This is a genomic window from Arenibacter aquaticus, assembly GCF_003957295.1.
In the GTDB taxonomy this organism is placed as follows: Bacteria; Bacteroidota; Bacteroidia; order Flavobacteriales; family Flavobacteriaceae; genus Arenibacter; species Arenibacter aquaticus.
On sequence record NZ_RQPJ01000001.1, the window covers coordinates 493,473 to 510,322 of the forward strand.

Sequence of the window (16,850 nt, forward strand, 5' to 3'; positions counted from 1 at the left end):
AATATTCGTAACTTTAGTTAAAAATATAAAGTTATGTTATCCAAAAAATTAGAAAAAGCCTTAAATGAGCAAGTACGTATAGAAGCAGAGTCTTCACAGGTTTATTTATCCATGGCCTCATGGGCAGAAGGAAAGGGACTGGAAGGGATTGCACAATTTATGTACAACCAATCGGACGAGGAACGTCTGCACATGCTAAAACTGGTGAAGTATATCAATGAACGAGGCGGACATGCCCAAGTTTCTGCCCTGAATGCCCCTAAAACCGACTTTGAGACTTTTCAGAAAATGTTCCACGAATTATTGGAACACGAGGTATTTGTATCAAAGAGTATTAACGATCTGGTACATGTAACCTTGGAGGAAAAGGACTATGCCACCCATAATTTCTTACAGTGGTATGTGGCCGAACAAATTGAAGAAGAGGCACTGGCCAGAACTATTTTGGACAAAATAAACCTTATTGGAAACGACAAGGGAGGCCTATACCTATTTGATCGTGACATACAGCAGATTACGGCCAACAGTGTTGCCATTACTCCAAAATAGCTAAAGAAGCACTACTAAACATTACCAAGGGCGTAAAAAGGATTACCGCTAGGTATTGGGTTCCCAAAGCAATTAACCCCGCCATTCAGGCGGGGTTCCTATTATTGGATATTATATTTGGACTTCAATTAAAGCCCTGTTGATCAATGGAATAATTTTAACATTTAATCTTATTTAGATTGAATTAAAATAAATACTTTTGTCCGGTCTAGTTTTCATATCCATGGGCAAAAAGAAAAAAGAGGAAAAAAAAGAGAAAAAGAAGCTTAAGAAAGCTTTAAAAAAGGAGCGGAAACTTGCCCTTATGGCCATGGCTCCCAAGGGCTGCAAGCCAAAATGTTGCGATAAATACAAGAAATCCGAATCCAAAAGATGCAAGCGCTGTCCTTGTTTTGATTTGATGAAGAAGGTTGCATAATACTTCCCCTTTCCCAACCCTCTCGGTCATTGTTAACGGGACTGGTGAAAACCAGACCAAGTGAAGCAATCTCTCTCATTCTGACCATAAACAACAGATTGCGTCGTCACATACGTTCCTCGCAATGACGTAACACCTTGTTGCCATCACTTATATTTCACCTAATACCCTGCATCCGTCATTGCGAACGGGACTGGTGAAAAGCAGGCCAAGTGAAGCAATCTCTCTCATTCTGACCATAGACCACAGATTGCTTCTTTACTCCGCCTACCTTATAGCCCTTAGCGGCCATCCCTTACTGCTTTCCCAACATCAACAACTCATTACATCTTATTTCGGTAATGTAGCGCTTATCCCCTTCCTTGGTCTCATAGGACCGTGTCATTAGCTTGCCTTCAATGGCCACCTCCTTACCCTTATTGAGGTAATTCTCTACAATCTCCGCGGTCTTGCCCCAGGCCACCACATTGTGCCACTGCGTATCCGTTACCTTTTCTCCCTTGGCGTTCTTATAAGTCTCATTGGTAGCTACCGCAAATTTCGCCAATTTACTACCCCCGTCCAGGTTAATGATTTCTGGATCATTCCCCAAGTTTCCAATCAACTGTACTCTGTTTCTAAGTGCGTTCATAATACATAATTTTTAAATCCCGAATCCGCTTCGGGAATGGTTAAACAGTTAATGATTTTTTGATGAAGCAAACTTAGAAACCCCAGCAAATGTTACTCGGTTGGAAAGTATTTAATTTCGTTTGTAATCATTTGTAGTCGTTTGTAATTATGTTTGACGACCTCGCAAACAACAATCCCAAATGATTATAGCATCTGCAAAACGGTTAAAATAAAACGCCCCCCAATTTTAATTAATTAAGAAAAAACACTAATAGGGCGACTACCATTATTCCAATAATTGAAGACTATATACCGGGGAGTATTGCGCCAATTTGCCAAGAAACAAAGAACATAAAGCACTTATATTTACGGAAACTCCTTAATTTGTGCAGTAAAACAAAACAATGGACACCCTTTTAATCATCTTAAAAGCGCTAATTGCCCTGGAGCACCTGTACATATTATATATGGAAATGTTCGCTTGGGAAACCCTTGGCAAAAAGACATTTAAAAAAGCCCTGCCCGATCACCTGTTTAAGCCTACCAAGGCCATGGCCGCCAATCAAGGCCTTTACAATGGTTTTCTAGCAGCTGGCCTCATATGGGCCCTTTTTATCCAAGACACAAATTGGAACGCCTACATCTCAATTTTCTTTTTAAGCTGTATTGCTATAGCTGGGATCTATGGCGCCCTGACCGCCAGTAAAAAAATATTTATGGTCCAAGCTCTGCCGGCCATAATAACCCTCCTACTTCAATTTTACATATCCCTTTGACTTTCATAATTGAAAATTCTTTTTTAATTTATGCTGGTGCTGGCAAAAATGTCCGCTGCCTATTTAGTTTAAAAACCCAGACATTCATATTCCGATGCCCCATCCTTTTATCTTAGACCAAACTTTTAAGGGACAGAACTATTCCCTTAACCGCCTAGCCAAGGCAGAATATGAGAATTGTACTTTTGAATCCTGTTCTTTCTTAAAATCGGACCTATCCAACATAAGCTTTCTGGAGTGTGAGTTTGTAGACTGTGACCTCAGCAATGCCAACCTAAAACAAACAACATTAAAAGAAATCTACTTTAAACGCTGTAAATTGTTGGGGCTTCAATTTAACCAGTGTAATGACTTTTTCCTCTCCCTCCGTTTTGAGGATTGCACCCTTGACTTTTCTTCTTTTTATAAACTAAAACTAAAAAACACCCCATTTAGGAATTGCAAAATGGTCTCTGTAGACTTTACCCAAACCGATCTTAGCTCGGCCATATTTCAAAACTGCAATTTAAAAAATGCCCTATTCCACAATTCCGTTCTGGAGAAAGCCGACTTTAGAACGGCCTACAATTATTCATTGGACCCTGAAAAAAACAAAATTAACAAGGCCAAATTTTCAGAAAAAGGTGTGATAGGATTACTTGCGAAGTATAACATTCGTATAGAATAAAAATCAGGAAATATTATTATTCGTTTGTAATTGGATAATTCCGTAAATTGTTGGTTATTAATATTTTCCTATTCCGCTTGTCGTGGCAGCATTTATCCAATTCTTTATTTTTCACACCAGCCTGAAGGCCCATTGCCTCCTATCTCCCATTTTTCTGTCCCCTATTAATTTATCAGTAGCAGGAACCATATATAGGACCTTCAATAACCCAAGACCATCCTACTTAACCGCCAATATTTTTCAAAAATTACCTTTTACAGAATGATTTTAAACAAAATACACCATATCGCCATAATATGCTCTGATTACCAAAGGTCCAAAACCTTTTATATAGAGCAGCTAGGACTGCAACCTATTCATGAAGTGTATAGGGAAGAAAGAGGTTCCCATAAATTGGACCTGGCCCTGAACGGGGATTATATCATTGAGCTTTTTTCCTTTCCCGATCCGCCGCCACGCACAAGTAGACCCGAAGCCACCGGATTAAGGCATTTGGCTTTTGAAGTAGACGATCTGGAGAACAACATACAGCAATTGGCAATAAATGGCATAGAGGCAGAACCCATACGTACAGATCCCGTTACCAATAAAAAGTTCACCTTTATTTTTGACCCGGACCAATTGCCCATAGAACTTTATGAAAAATAAAACACTAGGCATGCACTAGAAACCTATCCCCTATATACAGGTATTGAACCAAACAAATCGCAATTAAAATGGATAAAAAATGCTTGGAATGCGGAAATAAGATAGTGGGCAGGATAGACAAAAAGTTCTGTTCTGACTACTGCAGAAATTCCTATAACAACAAATTGAACAAAGACAGTAAAAACCTCCTTAGAAACATCAACAACCGTTTACGAAAAAACTACAGGATACTGGACAGCTTTGCGCTACATGAGGGCAAAACCAAAACCACCAAGACGCGATTACTGGACAAAGGTTTCGATTTTGAATACCTCACCAACCTCTACACCACCAAAAAAGGGACTACCTATTATTTTGTATACGACCTTGGCTACCTCCCCTTGGACAATGACTATTATATGATCGTAAAACGGGAATAATAGTGTACGGCAAAACCACAGATATCCCTATCCACTCCCTCCGTAGTACAAGAGGAGTAGCCAATGGATTTTCATCCTAGTATAATTTTGATTATAGTTTTCTCAATGCCCTATTGTAGTGTAAGGACATTCTATTTCCAATTATGACCACTTAATTTAAGGGCAGCTATAACAATATCCTTTCGGCTTATCTGACCTACCAAAATACCATTTTTCATAACCGGAAGCCTTCTCCTATTGTGTTTATCAAAAATGCCTGCAGCGTCAAATATGGAAATATCATGTGGCACAGTCTCCACTTCCCTAGTCATAAAACGTTCTACACTCTTATCCAGTATTGGTTGATTAAAATAACGGCTTTCAGAAATTTGCTTCATACAGTCGGCCTCGGAAATAATCCCTACCAAGAAACCATTGTTGTCCAAGACAGGCCCTCCGGAAATATGATACTTGGCCAATTGCTCCATAACCGTTAAAATGGATTGATCCGGACTAAATGTTACCAATTTTTTGGTCATATAGTCCTCTACTAAAATGGGAGCATCAAATTCTTTTTTTACGGTCTTGCGAACTCCCTGAAAACTCTTTATTCCCATATTATTATTTTTTAGGTTAATCTGAAAGATACTTTTTTTTAATTAATTGAACAACTATTTAAGACTTATTCAGCTATATTCGTAATTTATGATATATTTTCTTATGTATTTTGTAATATAAAAATATTCGCCCCAGCTATCACTTTATCCTTTGGGAAGCACTTTGAGGTAATACAGGGATAATTTCTTACTTTTAAGTTTTAACCATTACTATGAAGCGATATTCTTCTATCATCTCCCTACTTCTTATCCTTTTGGCAATTTATTGGAGTTTTAGGTCGTCCATGCCCGGCTACAGTCCGGATGCCAGCTTGGAGGCCTCCCAGTTCTCAACAGACAGGGCACTGGTACATGTAAAAAACATGTCACAAAAACCTCATGCCGTTGGCTTTCCTGCCCACAGTGAGGTACGGGAATATGTAGTTTCCGAATTAAATAAGATGGGACTCACAACCAGTCTTCAAGAGGGATATACAGCTGGGGACTGGGCCAATTTTAGCAAGGCTACCAATATTTTGGCTAGAATAAAGGGAACACAAAAGGGAAAGGCATTGCTTCTGCTCTCCCATTATGACAGTAGCCCGCATTCCTCCTTGGGCGCCAGTGATGCGGCCAGCGGGGTTGCAACCATTCTGGAAGGGCTTCGTGCGTTTTTATCCCATAACAAGGCTCCCAAAAACGATATTATTATCCTAATTTCAGATGCTGAGGAATTAGGCCTTAACGGGGCCGACTTGTTTGTAAACAATCACCCTTGGGCCAAAGATGTAGGTATGGTCCTAAATTTTGAAGCTAGGGGCAGCGGAGGGCCTTCCTATATGCTATTGGAAACCAATAGGGGCAATAGCAGGGTCATCCAGGAATTTATAAAGGCCAACCCAGACTATCCCGCAGCAAATTCACTTGTATATAGCGTCTATAAAATGTTGCCCAATGATACGGACCTCACCGTATTTAGGGAAGATCTGGATATAGAGGGACTTAATTTTGCCTTTATTGATGACCATTACGACTACCATACACAACGCGATAATTACGAACGTTTGGACAGAAATACCCTTGCCCATCAGGGCAGTTATTTAATGCCCTTACTGAATCACTTTAGCGAAAGCGACCTTACCGATCTAAAAAGTTTAAACGATTCCATTTATTTCAACATTCCCTTTTTTAAGTTGATATCCTACCCCTTTGATTGGATTTTCCCTATGTTGGTGCTGGCTATTATCCTATTTCTTCTACTACTGATAAAAGGTTTAAAAAATAGCTCCTTGGCTTTCAAGGAGATCGCTATTGGCTTCCTTCCTATGTTCTTTATCCTACTGGTAAACGGACTCATAGGTTATTTTGGCTGGCCCATGTTAAAAAAACTATACCCCCAATATCTGGACATGTTACATGGCTTTACCTATAACGGCTATGCCTATATAGCAGCTTTCGTACTTTTTTCTATCAGTATCGGTTTCTGGGCCTATCACAAGTGTAGCCATATTAAAACCCAAAACCTCTTGGTGGCCCCAGCGATCCTGTGGCTGGTGCTATGCAGCTTAATAGCCATTTATTTAAAAGGGGCAAGTTTCTTTATTATTCCCATTTTTGCCTTGCTAGCCTCACTTTTGATACTCACCCATCAAAAATCGCCCAGTCCGTACCTTTTCGTATTTTTAGCATTACCGGCTATTTGGATCTATTCCCCATTGATAAAAATGTTTCCTGTAGGACTTGGTCTTAAAATGATGATTACCGCTACCCTTCTAACCTCCTTGACCTTTTTATTGCTACTTCCCATTATAGGCCCTATAAAAAATAAAAATAGATTGGCTTTGTTGGCCTTTGTTCTCTGCGCCGGCTTTATGCTGTCTGCCCATATCAACTCGGGTTTCACCAAGGACAAAGCAAAACCAAGTAGCCTGGTCTATATATTGGATGCCGATGAAAAGAAGGCCAAATGGGCCACCTATGACCAGGTACTCTATCCTTGGACCTCCCAATACATAGACAAGAACAAAACCAAACCAGATGTCCTGAACAAGGAAACCATTAGCAGTAAATATGCCTCCAGATTTAGCTATACGACTGAGGCCCCCTTAAAGAACATTCTACCTCCAACGGTAGAAACTATAAGGGACACCATCATAGGAGATAAGCACCTAATTACAATACGCCTAACCCCACAACGACCAATAAACCGACTGGATATTTTTACCAACGATGTAAACGTGCTGAAGGCCAGCATAAACAACATAGAACTGTCCCCTTATTTCTTAGAGAACAGATCCAGTACTAAACTGGTATCCCATTTCGTAAGCAATAACGATTCTACGCTGTTGGAATGTACCATTCCCAAAGGGGACGAATTGGTGCTGAGTATATACGAATCTTCCAATGACCTTTTGGAGCATCCCTTATTTTCTGTCCCGGACCGTCCTGAAGACAACATACCAATGCCATTTGTATTAAATGACGCTATTATAGTTACCAAAAAAATTAAGTTTTGATCAAGACCATAGGCATATTGGGTTGTGGATGGCTAGGTTTTCCTCTGGCCACTGCCTTATTGGAGCAGCAATACCACATACATGGAAGTAGCACCTCCGAAGAAAAATTGAATACCTTGGAAAAGTCAGGTATAACCCCTTTCTATATTGAACTTTCAGAAAATGGGATAAAAGGCGACATAGATGGCTTTTTGAAGCAACTGGACGTGCTTGTTATCAACGTCCCTCCCAGATTGCGGAAAGCACCTAAGGAAAGCTACACCACAAAAATTCGGCTCTTACATACCGCAATAAAGAAAACCCCACTTAAACGAATAATCTTTGTAAGTAGCACGTCTGTATATGGAAATATTGATGCAGTATTAAATGAGGAAAGTCCGGCCAAGCCCAGTTCCGAGTCTGGAAAACAACTATTGGCATCCGAGAACATTTTCTATGAGGACCGGGCACTCCATACCACTATCATACGCTTTGCGGGACTAATTGGCCCCAATAGACATCCCGTTACTTATCTTGCAGGAAAGAGTGATCTTAAAAATGGCGAGGCCCCCATTAACCTAATACATTTAGACGATTGTATTGGCATCATCAAACAGCTCATAAAGGACAATTTTATGCATGGGATCATCAATGCGGTATATCCCTATCATCCCTCTAAACAAGATTACTACACCGCTGAAGCTATTAAAAGAGGGCTCCCACCCCCCAATTACAACCTAAATACCAGTGCATTAGGTAATAAAATCATTGAAAGTATTTACTTAAATGTTAAAAACTACCGTTTTATGACCTCTATTGTGAGTTAATACACCACACTTTTTAGCACTTTCACAACAAAGACCCCTTGTTTTTGTTAAATTACATCGTTGATTATTAACGTTTTATCGATTAGAACGTACCTTTATAAAAACGAAATAAATCAATAATCATGGAAAATTCAGGTCTAAAAAGAAGAGTAATCTCGGAAATTAAAAATCTAATTTCCAATAGTTGCTCCAAAAACAAACAGTCCCAAAAATTTCAAAATTTACATGTTACCCTGCTAAAAAAACATTACAATGCTACGGACGTGTCCATTGACTACCATAGGAAGCGGGTAGTAATGGATATTGTAATGGATGACAACTGTTATGACCCCAAAACAATGAATGATTCCTTACCCGTATTAAGGGCCAATTTACTATTTAACAACTTAAAAGAATTTCTCTATTCCTGTTTGGACAAGGACAATAGAAGTATTGCCTTCTACACCAAACTACTAAGGAAGTATAAGAACAATCATACAGAATTAAGTTTGACCTAAAAGCTAGAAGACCTACTGTGATAAAAAAAGGATGCCTTAGGCGTCCTTTTTTATTGCCTATCAAAGGTTTAAGAACATACTTGCTAAATGGATAGAAATAATTTATTAGTTTTGGCTCAGCAAAAAAATATGATAATGAAAAAAATTATTCTGGCAGTGATACTTGTAGCGGGATTTACTGCCAAGGCCCAAACAAAAAGCGAACTCCTTAAACACTATGAGGCCTATTACGATCAGATGAGGCTACAGGGCGACATTAACGGTGTTATAAGCGCTATAACCCATCTTAATTTACTTGACCCCAGTAAAGAGCGGAAAGACACCCTGGCGTACATTTACACCACGGACAACCAACATTTACAAGCTCTCAATACCATTGGAATAGAAAAAAACGAGTCGGATTCCGATTTGGGGGTACAGGTAAAGGCCATTTCCTTAAAGGCCTTGAACCAACCTAAAAGGGCCTTGGAGCAATTTGAAATCCTTTACAAAAGAACACCCAATGCATACCTAGCTTACGAACTGGCAGATTTAAAGATTCAGACAGGTGACAATGACGGGGCGGCGGCCAATATTGAATATGGTATTGCCAATGCCAAAGACGATATGAAATATGCCTTTTACGAAAGGCAGCAACCCTATGAGGTATCCTTAAAAGCAGCTTTGATCCACCTAAAGGCCCTGGTAGAATTTAACAAGGACCAAAACAATATAGACCAGGCACTGGCCACTATTGACGAAGCCTTAAAAATAGACCCCAACTTTAATTTGGCAAGTCTAAGCAGGCAGGCACTTCAATCCAGAAAAGACAAAAAGGCGAATGCGGAAGCAACTGAACAACCCAAGGAATAACAATACAACTGTCATCCCCTAACGATAAAAACCACTGCTCTGTAGTGGTTTTTTTTATTCCAGGTGTCTAGATAGCGTATTCTTGCAGCCCATAGCTTAGGAGGATTGGGATTTTAAATATAAAAGGCAATAAAGAAACTAAAGCATTCACCGCCTAGTTGGTAGATATTAGGGAGGTATCCAAAACACTGTTCACCAATACATTGAATTGGCTTCTATATGCATTATAAGCTTGGATCATTTCCATGGTAGAAGACTTTACCCCTTCCCTATATTCCAGGTTGCCCTTGGTTTTAAGGACAAATGTTTTAAAGACTTTTTGTCTGCTTTTTATTTGGGGCTTATCAAAGGTTTCAGGATAATCAGATGCCTCCAATGCCTTTTGTTTTTCTATTAAATCCTCTATAACCAGTACCAAGTCTTCCCTATTGTCCACATTATAAAGCGTCATAAAGGCATTTTCCAGATCATTGAATTCTTTCCAATCCTTGAGGATAGTGGCGGCCTTGTTATTTACGGCAGATGGTTTAGGCAGGGAATCCATACTAAAGAACGCTGCAGCCGTTTCTTTAGGCGCGTTGGATGTTTTCCTTTCATTGCAGGAAGACAACAGTAAACACACCATGCCATAAAACAATATTTTTCCCATGGGACGAAGTTACAAATTTTAATAAAAGCTATCTTTATAGGACTTTTATTTAACTACATTTTAATGCACGGACCCATATTGATATTAGGCGCATGCGGGCAAATTGGCACGGAACTTACCCTGGCCTTAAGGGAACGTTTTGGCAACAACCGGGTGATAGCCTCTGATATCAGGGAAGGCAGTGAGCTCTTAATGTCCTCAGGGCCGTTTGAGCTCTTGGACGCAACCCAGTACGAGGCTATGGAAAAAATGGCAGTTAAATATAATATTGAAGAGGCATACCTAATGGCTGCCATGTTGAGCGCCAAAGCCGAAAAATTTCCCGATCGCGCCTGGCATCTAAATATAAATTCGCTTTTCAACCTGCTTAATTTGGCCAGGGTCAAAAAAGTTAAGAAGATTTTCTGGCCATCCAGCATCGCCGTATTTGGCCCAAAAACGCCTAAGGATTGCACCCCACAAACTACCATTATGGACCCCACAACGGTTTACGGCATAAGTAAGCAAACCGGTGAACGCTGGTGCTCCTATTACTTTGAAAAACATGGGGTAGATATTAGAAGCCTTAGGTATCCCGGACTTATTAGCTGGCGTACCCCACCCGGTGGCGGCACAACAGATTACGCCATAGATATCTTCCACAATGCCATTAGGGGCAAGGAATACACTTGTTTTCTTAAAGAAGACACCAAGTTACCAATGATGTATATGGATGATGCCATTAGGGCTACCATAAGCATTATGGAATGTGACCCTCATAAAATCCGGGAGCGATCTTCCTACAATATAGCAGCCATGAGCTTTACTCCTACCGAACTGGCACAAACCATTGAAGGCCACATCCCAGATTTTAAAATAAAATATAAGCCCGACTTCAGGCAGGCCATTGCAGATTCATGGCCCAACAGCATAGACGATTCCATGGCTCGGGAAGACTGGGGCTGGCAGTATCATTACGATCTAAAAAAAACCACAGAGGAAATGCTGGTCAACCTCAGAAGCTAGACGCGCCAGCACCACTATTCATCTTAGCCTACCAATGGGCTGGGACCCCCCTTACTTTATCCGTTAAATTTTATTTTACTTTCTATGGCCCTGATCATGATATTCGCAATATCCTTTCCAGTGGCATTCTCTATCCCTTCCAGTCCCGGGGACGAATTTACCTCCAAGAGCAGAGGCCCTTTATTGGAACGAATGATATCTACCCCTGCCACGGCAAGATTCAATACCTTGGCTGCCTTTACCGCCAACTTTCTTTCTTCAGCGGATATTTTTATGATGGATGCCTTACCCCCCTGGTGCAGGTTGGCCCTAAATTCACCTTTTTCGGCTTGGCGCTGAATAGAGGCCACCACCTTGCCATTCACTACAAAACAGCGTATATCCTGTCCGTTGGCCTCTTTTATGAACTCTTGTACCAGTATATTGGTCTGTACACTCTTAAAAGCATTTATAACACTTTCTGCTGCCTTATTGGTTTCTGCCAACACCACTCCTTTGCCCTGGGTACTTTCCAGCAGCTTTATAATCAACGGGGCTCCATTCACCATACGTATCAGGTCTTTGGTATCCATTGGGGATTTGGCGAAGCCAGTTATGGGAATGTGGATGTCATTTTTGGAAAAAAGCTGAGAGGCAAATAATTTGTCCCTGGACTGGGTTATGGCCTCGGCCGAGTTTAAACAGTACACCCCTAGATTGTCAAATTGCCTGATAAGAGCACATCCATAAAAAGTAATTGCCGGTTTTATCCTTGGAATTATGGCATCGAATTCATTTAAAATATTACCTCCCCTGTAGCGGATCTCAGGTGAATTGGCATCCAATTTCATATAGGCGTGCTCAACGTTCAGAAATACCATCTCATGGCCCAGGGCCTCACCTGCTTCCATAATCCTCTTATTACTGTACAATAAGGGGTTACTGGCCAAAAGGGCAATTTTTAAGCCTGTCTTTTCCTTAAAATGGGAAGCGTATTTATCCAAAATCTCCTGGGCACTGAAATCCTGTAGATTAAAACTAACTGCCGGATTTACAATAAACCGATCGTTTAATGCCTCCCTGCCCAGAAGCATACGGTATTCCATGGTATCCCTATTGGCCAAGGTAAGCTCTATGTTGAACCTATGGCTGCCCACCTTTACCGGTGTCTTTATTACAAACCGTTCCTCCGATATACCAGAAGAACTCTTTACCGTCCTACGGTCTACGAGTCTTGCGTTGCACGTCACATTGATACCCCTGTTATCCTGCAAGGGGTTAACTTCAAATTTCACCCATTCTTGGGCACCTTTGGTGTAAACTTTTATATTATTTGCCTGAATAGAGGAGGTCTTTGCCCCGGAGTCTACCCTTGCCTTTACAGCCGGTATCTCCAGTTCTTCAAAAACACACCACTCTTCACTTCCAATTATGTGCAGCTTCTTATAATCACCATTTTGATCTTCCATGTGTTCCAAATCTTTACCAAGAAAATTCCTGGCCCCACTGGATATAAAACCAATGGAATTTTATTGTTATAATATTTTCTTCACCAGGCCCGTCCCAAAAGTCGTGAATAGGTTTTATAAATAGATTTAACCGCCCCATTCTTAACCATTTGTTCATTTTTGCATCACTCAAATGCAGGCTACGGGCTTTGCCAACACTACATCTGTCAGCACAGTATCCATCTCATGAATACCTATAGCATACAATGGAACACTAAGGAACAAAGACCAATCTAGGGCCACTAAACCAAGGCACTGTGCACCATGGTTTAGCGGAGCCAGCTGTAGTCAATGCATCTACCTTGTAGGTTATTCATAAGGTTGAATGTGGCCTTGGAAGTCAATCGCCAGGCCCATCTTCCTCGGTAATACAGGGGACATGGCAGTTGTAAACAAAGAGGCTGCCCAAAACATTGTCTTAGTCCTCATCGGCCTCTACCCCTGTGATATCCACATCAGGAATGGCCGCCGGATCATCATCGTCATAATCTTCATAGTCATCCTCGTCATAATTGGCCATGGTCTTTTCCAGTTTGGCACTTATTTTCACCAAATACTTGGTATCCTCAGTAGTTACTTCCACGGCCTCTATCCTTTCTCCTTGGGCATTTTTAAAGGAGATAATATTAAGGTCGTCATAACCATCAGGATATTTCTCCACCAATAGTTTTAAAACTTCGGGGGTAAGTTTTTTAAAATCGACTATTACTCTTTTTAAATTGTCCATAATCTACATGTCTAATAGGTAAGCAAAAATTAAGGGCGCAACAATGGTTGCATCACTTTCTATAATAAATTTTGGGGTGTTTATATCCAATTTGCCCCAAGTTATTTTTTCGTTTGGCACGGCCCCTGAATAGGAACCATAGCTAGTTGTGGAATCGCTTATCTGGCAAAAATAACTCCAGAATGGCGTATTGGTCCGTTCCAGATCTTGGTACAACATTGGCACTACACAGATTGGAAAATCGCCTGCAATCCCGCCCCCTATTTGGAAGAATCCAATGCCTTTTTCGGAGTTGGCAGTATACCAATCGGCCAAAAAGGTCATGTATTCTATCCCAGATTTCATGGTACTGGCCTTTAACTCTCCTTTTACCACGTAAGAGGCAAAAATATTTCCCATGGTACTATCTTCCCATCCCGGGCATACTATAGGCAAGTTTTTTTCGGCCGCGGCATACATCCAGGAATCCTTAAGGTCTATCTCATAGTACTCCTCCAACACTCCGGAAAGCAACAGCTTGTACATATATTCATGTGGTAAATACCGCTCCCCTGCTGCTTCGGCCTCTTTCCATATTTTAAATATATGCTCTTGCAGCCTTCTAAAAGCCTCATCTTCCGGGATGCAGGTATCCGTTACCCTATTTAGGCCTTTCTCCAGCAAATCCCACTCATCTTGAGGGGTAAGATCCCTGTAATGGGGAACCCGTTTATAATGTGAGTGGGCCACTAGGTTCATAATATCCTCTTCCAGATTGGCTCCGGTACAGGACACTATATGAACCTTATCCTGACGGATCATCTCGGCAAATATTTTGCCCAGTTCTGCCGTACTCATGGCGCCTGCCAAGGAGACCAACATCTTGGAACCTTGGGCCAGCTGATCTTCATATCCCTTGGCAGCATCCACTAGGGCTGCCGCATTGAAGTGAAGATAATATTTTTCTATAAAATTGGAGATTTCTCCCTTTGTCTTAGTCATCTTCGAATTTTAAATTGTTATTGACTCCCTTTTTGGAATCCACATCATAGGTGTTGTCGTATTCATCGTCTACGGCCTCACCCAAAAATTTATAACTCAACATCTTGTAATACAATTTTGCTGCTAGGAAATCAGAAGACTTATCCACCTCATTAGGACATAGTTCAACGATATCAAAGCCCACCACATTTTTATCTTGGAACACCTGCTTAAGAAACTCCAGTATTTCATAATAAAATAGTCCACCTGGTTCCGGGGTCCCTGTAGAAGGCATTATGGACGGATCCAGTGCATCCAGGTCCAAAGTAATAAAAACATTGTCCGTCATAAGGTCTACCACCTTATCCGTCCAGTAGTCATCCGCTACCATATCATGGGCGAAGAATGTTTTTTCATCATCCATAAAGGTTTTCTCAATAGCATCCATACTGCGGATGCCTACCTGGATAAGATTGGTAGTCTGACTGGCCTCATGTACGGCACAGGCATGATTAAAATTTGAACCGTCATAGGATTTCCTTAGGTCGGCATGGGCATCTATATGCAATACCGTAAGATTATCAAAACACTCGTTAAAAGCCCTGATGGTACCAATGGAAATAGAATGCTCCCCACCAAATACCGTTACAAACTTATTTTTCTTAATATACTCCTTGGTCGTCTTATGAACCGCATTTACCATAGCTTCTGGAGAACTGTCCTCCTCAATGGCATCGGCCAAAAATACACCCTGCTGATACACCTCCGTATCGGTTTCAATGTCATAGAGTTCCATATTTTCCGATGCTTTTAAAAAAGCCTCCGGACCTTTGTCAGCACCTTTACCCCAGGTACTGGTTCCATCATAGGGCACAGGTATTAAAACTACCTTTGCCTTTTCCAATTGCGCAAACTCGTCTGGTATGCCAGCGTAATTGTTAGTTGTGTTCATTTTTATAAAAGTTTATTGGTTTTTATAGCTTAGATTTAATCAGTTTCCCGTCGCTCTCCTTTTCCGAATCTTTATCCTTGGCTTTCATTTCGTATCCTAGAATCTTTAGGAGGTCCTCTGCCTTCTGTTGTTCACTGAATAGTTTGGTGGTTATATTTCCGTTTTCGTTCTTATCTATCAAAATATGCTTGGGATGGGGTATCAGGCAATGCTGCAAACCTCCATACCCCCCAATAGTCTCCTGATAAGCCCCGGTATTAAAAAATCCAATGTACAATGGCTTATCCCTTTTATACTTGGGCAAATAGATGGCGTTCATGTTTTGCTCACTGTTGTAATAGTCATCGCTGTCACAGGTGAGCCCGCCCAGTAATACACGCTCGTACTCATCATTCCACCTATTAATGGCCAACATAATAAAACGCTTATTAATGGCCCAGGTATCTGGCAAGGTGGTAATAAATGACGAGTCGATCATATTCCACTTTTCCCGGTCGTTCTGCTGCTTCTGATAAAGTATTTCATAAATGGCACCGCCACTCTCCCCTACGGTAAAGCTTCCGAATTCTGTAAATATATTTGGCACTGCAACATCTGCTTCCTGACAGGCTATATTGATTTGGTTGATGATCTCATCTATCATATACTGATAATTATATTCAAAAGCCAAAGAATTTTTAATGGGAAATCCGCCCCCAATATTAAGACTATCCAAGGAGGGACATATTTTTTTCAGTCTAACGTACACTTTTAAACACTTGACCAATTCGTTCCAATAATAGGCATTGTCACGAATTCCGGTGTTGATAAAAAAGTGGAGCATTTTTAATTCCACCTTATCATTATCCCTAATTTGATTCTCATAAAAAGGCACGATATTTTTGTACCCGATCCCCAGACGGGAGGTATAAAACTCAAATTTGGGCTCTTCCTCGGACGCAATTCTAATCCCTACCTTAAAGGTATCGTCAATAACATCGGACAACAAATCTATTTCCTCATAATTATCTATGATGGGAATGCAGTTTTGGTGACCGCTATTTATTAAATTGGCAATATTGGAAATGTATTGATCCCTTTTAAATCCGTTACAAATAACGTAGGTATTGTCCTTTATCTGCCCCTTTTCCTTTAACTGCTCCACAATATTGATGTCAAAGGCAGAAGAGGTTTCTATATGAATGTCATTTTTTAGGGCCTCATGTAATACCGGCTTAAAATGGGAACTCTTGGTACAATAACAATAATGATATTTTCCCTTATAGTTATTCTTCTCCATGGCTATTCCAAACCATTCCTTAGCCTTGTTGATATTTTCGGATATTTTGGGTAAATAGGTAAACTTTAAAGGGCTACCGTATTGTTCTACCAAATCCATAAGCGGAATACCATGAAACCTCAAGTGCTCGCCATCCAATGAGAATTCCTCTTGGGGAAAATAGTAGGTTTGATCTATTAGATTAATATATTTTGTGTTCATTTAATTAAATCTATGTATGTAAATAAATAAATAGGTTGACCAATTGCAAATAATACCAGAATTTTATACGGTACGCTATACAATTATTTGCTTACGGGTAGTAGGAATAAAAAAATAGTCGTGCTGACTACGTACGAGAGTAGAAAAATTAGCAATCCCAAGTAAATTACGGCCTTTTGTCCTGTTAAATTTGAACAAACCGAAACGTTCTGTTTCCAGAAACCAAAATACAAAAATATGGTTCATTGTACCCAG

At 40.5% G+C, this 16,850-nt stretch carries 19 protein-coding genes; 11 read left to right on the forward strand and 8 right to left on the reverse strand.

Features of this window, described 5'->3' with window-relative positions; all coding sequences use genetic code 11:
• Window positions 1–33 precede the first annotated feature (33 nt).
• Window positions 34–549 carry a ferritin gene (locus EHW67_RS01870; RefSeq protein WP_126160643.1) on the forward strand — a complete coding sequence of 172 codons (516 nt, stop codon included), beginning with the start codon at window positions 34–36 and terminating at the stop codon, window positions 547–549.
• Window positions 550–748: 199 nt separating this feature from the next.
• Window positions 749–967 (forward strand): hypothetical protein, encoded by a 219-nt coding sequence (locus EHW67_RS01875; RefSeq protein WP_394343574.1) that lies wholly within the window; start codon window positions 749–751, stop codon window positions 965–967.
• 295 nt (window positions 968–1,262) lie between these two features.
• On the opposite strand, the gene EHW67_RS01880 is transcribed toward EHW67_RS01875, so the two are convergent.
• Window positions 1,263–1,598 (reverse strand): single-stranded DNA-binding protein, encoded by a 336-nt coding sequence (locus EHW67_RS01880; RefSeq protein WP_126160645.1) that lies wholly within the window; start codon window positions 1,596–1,598, stop codon window positions 1,263–1,265.
• A gap of 385 nt (window positions 1,599–1,983) precedes the next feature.
• Here EHW67_RS01880 and EHW67_RS01885 point away from each other — a divergent pair, with 385 nt between their 5' ends.
• The 4 genes from EHW67_RS01885 (at window position 1,984) to EHW67_RS01900 (ending at window position 4,089) form a co-directional block, all read left to right on the forward strand.
• Window positions 1,984–2,355 (forward strand): DUF1304 domain-containing protein, encoded by a 372-nt coding sequence (locus tag EHW67_RS01885; protein ID WP_126160646.1) that lies wholly within the window; start codon window positions 1,984–1,986, stop codon window positions 2,353–2,355.
• A 94-nt stretch (window positions 2,356–2,449) separates the two neighbouring features.
• The gene (locus EHW67_RS01890; RefSeq protein WP_126160647.1) at window positions 2,450–3,022 is read left to right on the forward strand and encodes a pentapeptide repeat-containing protein; all 573 of its coding nucleotides are present in this window, start codon (window positions 2,450–2,452) and stop codon (window positions 3,020–3,022) included.
• Between the two features lie 261 nt (window positions 3,023–3,283).
• Complete coding sequence (gene gloA2, locus EHW67_RS01895; RefSeq protein ID WP_126160648.1) at window positions 3,284–3,670, forward strand: SMU1112c/YaeR family gloxylase I-like metalloprotein; 387 nt, start codon at window positions 3,284–3,286, stop codon at window positions 3,668–3,670.
• 68 nt (window positions 3,671–3,738) lie between these two features.
• Window positions 3,739–4,089: a DUF2116 family Zn-ribbon domain-containing protein gene (locus tag EHW67_RS01900; protein ID WP_126160649.1), complete on the forward strand. Its 351-nt coding sequence runs from the start codon at window positions 3,739–3,741 to the stop codon at window positions 4,087–4,089.
• A 131-nt stretch (window positions 4,090–4,220) separates the two neighbouring features.
• Here EHW67_RS01900 and EHW67_RS01905 read toward each other — a convergent pair whose 3' ends face one another.
• Complete coding sequence (locus EHW67_RS01905; protein WP_126160650.1) at window positions 4,221–4,685, reverse strand: CBS domain-containing protein; 465 nt, start codon at window positions 4,683–4,685, stop codon at window positions 4,221–4,223.
• Window positions 4,686–4,897: 212 nt separating this feature from the next.
• Between EHW67_RS01905 and EHW67_RS01910 the strand changes: the two genes are divergently transcribed.
• The 4 genes from EHW67_RS01910 (at window position 4,898) to EHW67_RS01925 (ending at window position 9,335) form a co-directional block, all read left to right on the forward strand.
• The gene (locus EHW67_RS01910) at window positions 4,898–7,180 is read left to right on the forward strand and encodes a M28 family peptidase (RefSeq protein ID WP_126160651.1); all 2,283 of its coding nucleotides are present in this window, start codon (window positions 4,898–4,900) and stop codon (window positions 7,178–7,180) included.
• Window positions 7,177–7,986 carry an SDR family oxidoreductase gene (locus EHW67_RS01915; protein WP_126160652.1) on the forward strand — a complete coding sequence of 270 codons (810 nt, stop codon included), beginning with the start codon at window positions 7,177–7,179 and terminating at the stop codon, window positions 7,984–7,986. Before EHW67_RS01910 ends, EHW67_RS01915 begins: the two co-directional genes overlap by 4 nt.
• A 122-nt stretch (window positions 7,987–8,108) precedes the next feature.
• Window positions 8,109–8,483 carry a hypothetical protein gene (locus EHW67_RS01920; protein ID WP_126160653.1) on the forward strand — a complete coding sequence of 125 codons (375 nt, stop codon included), beginning with the start codon at window positions 8,109–8,111 and terminating at the stop codon, window positions 8,481–8,483.
• Between the two features lie 135 nt (window positions 8,484–8,618).
• Window positions 8,619–9,335 (forward strand): tetratricopeptide repeat protein, encoded by a 717-nt coding sequence (locus EHW67_RS01925; protein WP_126160654.1) that lies wholly within the window; start codon window positions 8,619–8,621, stop codon window positions 9,333–9,335.
• Window positions 9,336–9,489: 154 nt separating this feature from the next.
• On the opposite strand, the gene EHW67_RS01930 is transcribed toward EHW67_RS01925, so the two are convergent.
• Window positions 9,490–9,984, reverse strand: a complete 495-nt coding sequence (locus EHW67_RS01930; protein ID WP_126160655.1) for a hypothetical protein — start codon at window positions 9,982–9,984, stop codon at window positions 9,490–9,492.
• Between the two features lie 63 nt (window positions 9,985–10,047).
• Between EHW67_RS01930 and EHW67_RS01935 the strand changes: the two genes are divergently transcribed.
• The gene (locus EHW67_RS01935; protein WP_126160656.1) at window positions 10,048–10,989 is read left to right on the forward strand and encodes an NAD-dependent epimerase/dehydratase family protein; all 942 of its coding nucleotides are present in this window, start codon (window positions 10,048–10,050) and stop codon (window positions 10,987–10,989) included.
• 56 nt (window positions 10,990–11,045) lie between these two features.
• On the opposite strand, the gene rimK is transcribed toward EHW67_RS01935, so the two are convergent.
• The 5 genes from rimK to EHW67_RS01960 all read right to left on the reverse strand — a co-directional run bounded on the left by rimK (window position 11,046) and on the right by EHW67_RS01960 (window position 16,595).
• Window positions 11,046–12,437 (reverse strand): 30S ribosomal protein S6--L-glutamate ligase, encoded by a 1,392-nt coding sequence (gene rimK / locus EHW67_RS01940; RefSeq protein WP_126160657.1) that lies wholly within the window; start codon window positions 12,435–12,437, stop codon window positions 11,046–11,048.
• 457 nt (window positions 12,438–12,894) lie between these two features.
• Entirely contained in the window at window positions 12,895–13,203 is a 309-nt protein-coding gene (locus EHW67_RS01945; RefSeq protein ID WP_126160658.1) for a hypothetical protein, read from the reverse strand.
• A 3-nt stretch (window positions 13,204–13,206) separates the two neighbouring features.
• The gene (locus EHW67_RS01950; protein WP_126160659.1) at window positions 13,207–14,184 is read right to left on the reverse strand and encodes a deoxyhypusine synthase family protein; all 978 of its coding nucleotides are present in this window, start codon (window positions 14,182–14,184) and stop codon (window positions 13,207–13,209) included.
• Window positions 14,177–15,115 carry an agmatinase gene (gene speB / locus EHW67_RS01955; protein WP_126160660.1) on the reverse strand — a complete coding sequence of 313 codons (939 nt, stop codon included), beginning with the start codon at window positions 15,113–15,115 and terminating at the stop codon, window positions 14,177–14,179. Before speB ends, EHW67_RS01950 begins: the two co-directional genes overlap by 8 nt.
• Before the next feature lie 22 nt (window positions 15,116–15,137).
• Complete coding sequence (locus EHW67_RS01960; protein WP_126160661.1) at window positions 15,138–16,595, reverse strand: type III PLP-dependent enzyme domain-containing protein; 1,458 nt, start codon at window positions 16,593–16,595, stop codon at window positions 15,138–15,140.
• Between the last annotated feature and the right edge of the window lie 255 nt (window positions 16,596–16,850).

What these genes read in the sequence shown, in the direction of transcription:
- EHW67_RS01870 (WP_126160643.1), top strand. Translation starts at nt 34, where the DNA reads ATGTTATCCAAAAAATTAGAAAAAGCCTTAAATGAGCAAGTACGTATA.
- EHW67_RS01880 (WP_126160645.1), bottom strand. Translation starts at nt 1,598, where the DNA reads ATGAACGCACTTAGAAACAGAGTACAGTTGATTGGAAACTTGGGGAAT.
- EHW67_RS01885 (WP_126160646.1), top strand. Translation starts at nt 1,984, where the DNA reads ATGGACACCCTTTTAATCATCTTAAAAGCGCTAATTGCCCTGGAGCAC.
- EHW67_RS01890 (WP_126160647.1), top strand. Translation starts at nt 2,450, where the DNA reads ATGCCCCATCCTTTTATCTTAGACCAAACTTTTAAGGGACAGAACTAT.
- gloA2 (WP_126160648.1), top strand. Translation starts at nt 3,284, where the DNA reads ATGATTTTAAACAAAATACACCATATCGCCATAATATGCTCTGATTAC.
- EHW67_RS01900 (WP_126160649.1), top strand. Translation starts at nt 3,739, where the DNA reads ATGGATAAAAAATGCTTGGAATGCGGAAATAAGATAGTGGGCAGGATA.
- EHW67_RS01905 (WP_126160650.1), bottom strand. Translation starts at nt 4,685, where the DNA reads ATGGGAATAAAGAGTTTTCAGGGAGTTCGCAAGACCGTAAAAAAAGAA.
- EHW67_RS01910 (WP_126160651.1), top strand. Translation starts at nt 4,898, where the DNA reads ATGAAGCGATATTCTTCTATCATCTCCCTACTTCTTATCCTTTTGGCA.
- EHW67_RS01920 (WP_126160653.1), top strand. Translation starts at nt 8,109, where the DNA reads ATGGAAAATTCAGGTCTAAAAAGAAGAGTAATCTCGGAAATTAAAAAT.
- EHW67_RS01925 (WP_126160654.1), top strand. Translation starts at nt 8,619, where the DNA reads ATGAAAAAAATTATTCTGGCAGTGATACTTGTAGCGGGATTTACTGCC.
- EHW67_RS01930 (WP_126160655.1), bottom strand. Translation starts at nt 9,984, where the DNA reads ATGGGAAAAATATTGTTTTATGGCATGGTGTGTTTACTGTTGTCTTCC.
- EHW67_RS01935 (WP_126160656.1), top strand. Translation starts at nt 10,048, where the DNA reads ATGCACGGACCCATATTGATATTAGGCGCATGCGGGCAAATTGGCACG.
- rimK (WP_126160657.1), bottom strand. Translation starts at nt 12,437, where the DNA reads ATGGAAGATCAAAATGGTGATTATAAGAAGCTGCACATAATTGGAAGT.
- EHW67_RS01945 (WP_126160658.1), bottom strand. Translation starts at nt 13,203, where the DNA reads ATGGACAATTTAAAAAGAGTAATAGTCGATTTTAAAAAACTTACCCCC.
- EHW67_RS01950 (WP_126160659.1), bottom strand. Translation starts at nt 14,184, where the DNA reads ATGACTAAGACAAAGGGAGAAATCTCCAATTTTATAGAAAAATATTAT.
- speB (WP_126160660.1), bottom strand. Translation starts at nt 15,115, where the DNA reads ATGAACACAACTAACAATTACGCTGGCATACCAGACGAGTTTGCGCAA.
- EHW67_RS01960 (WP_126160661.1), bottom strand. Translation starts at nt 16,595, where the DNA reads ATGAACACAAAATATATTAATCTAATAGATCAAACCTACTATTTTCCC.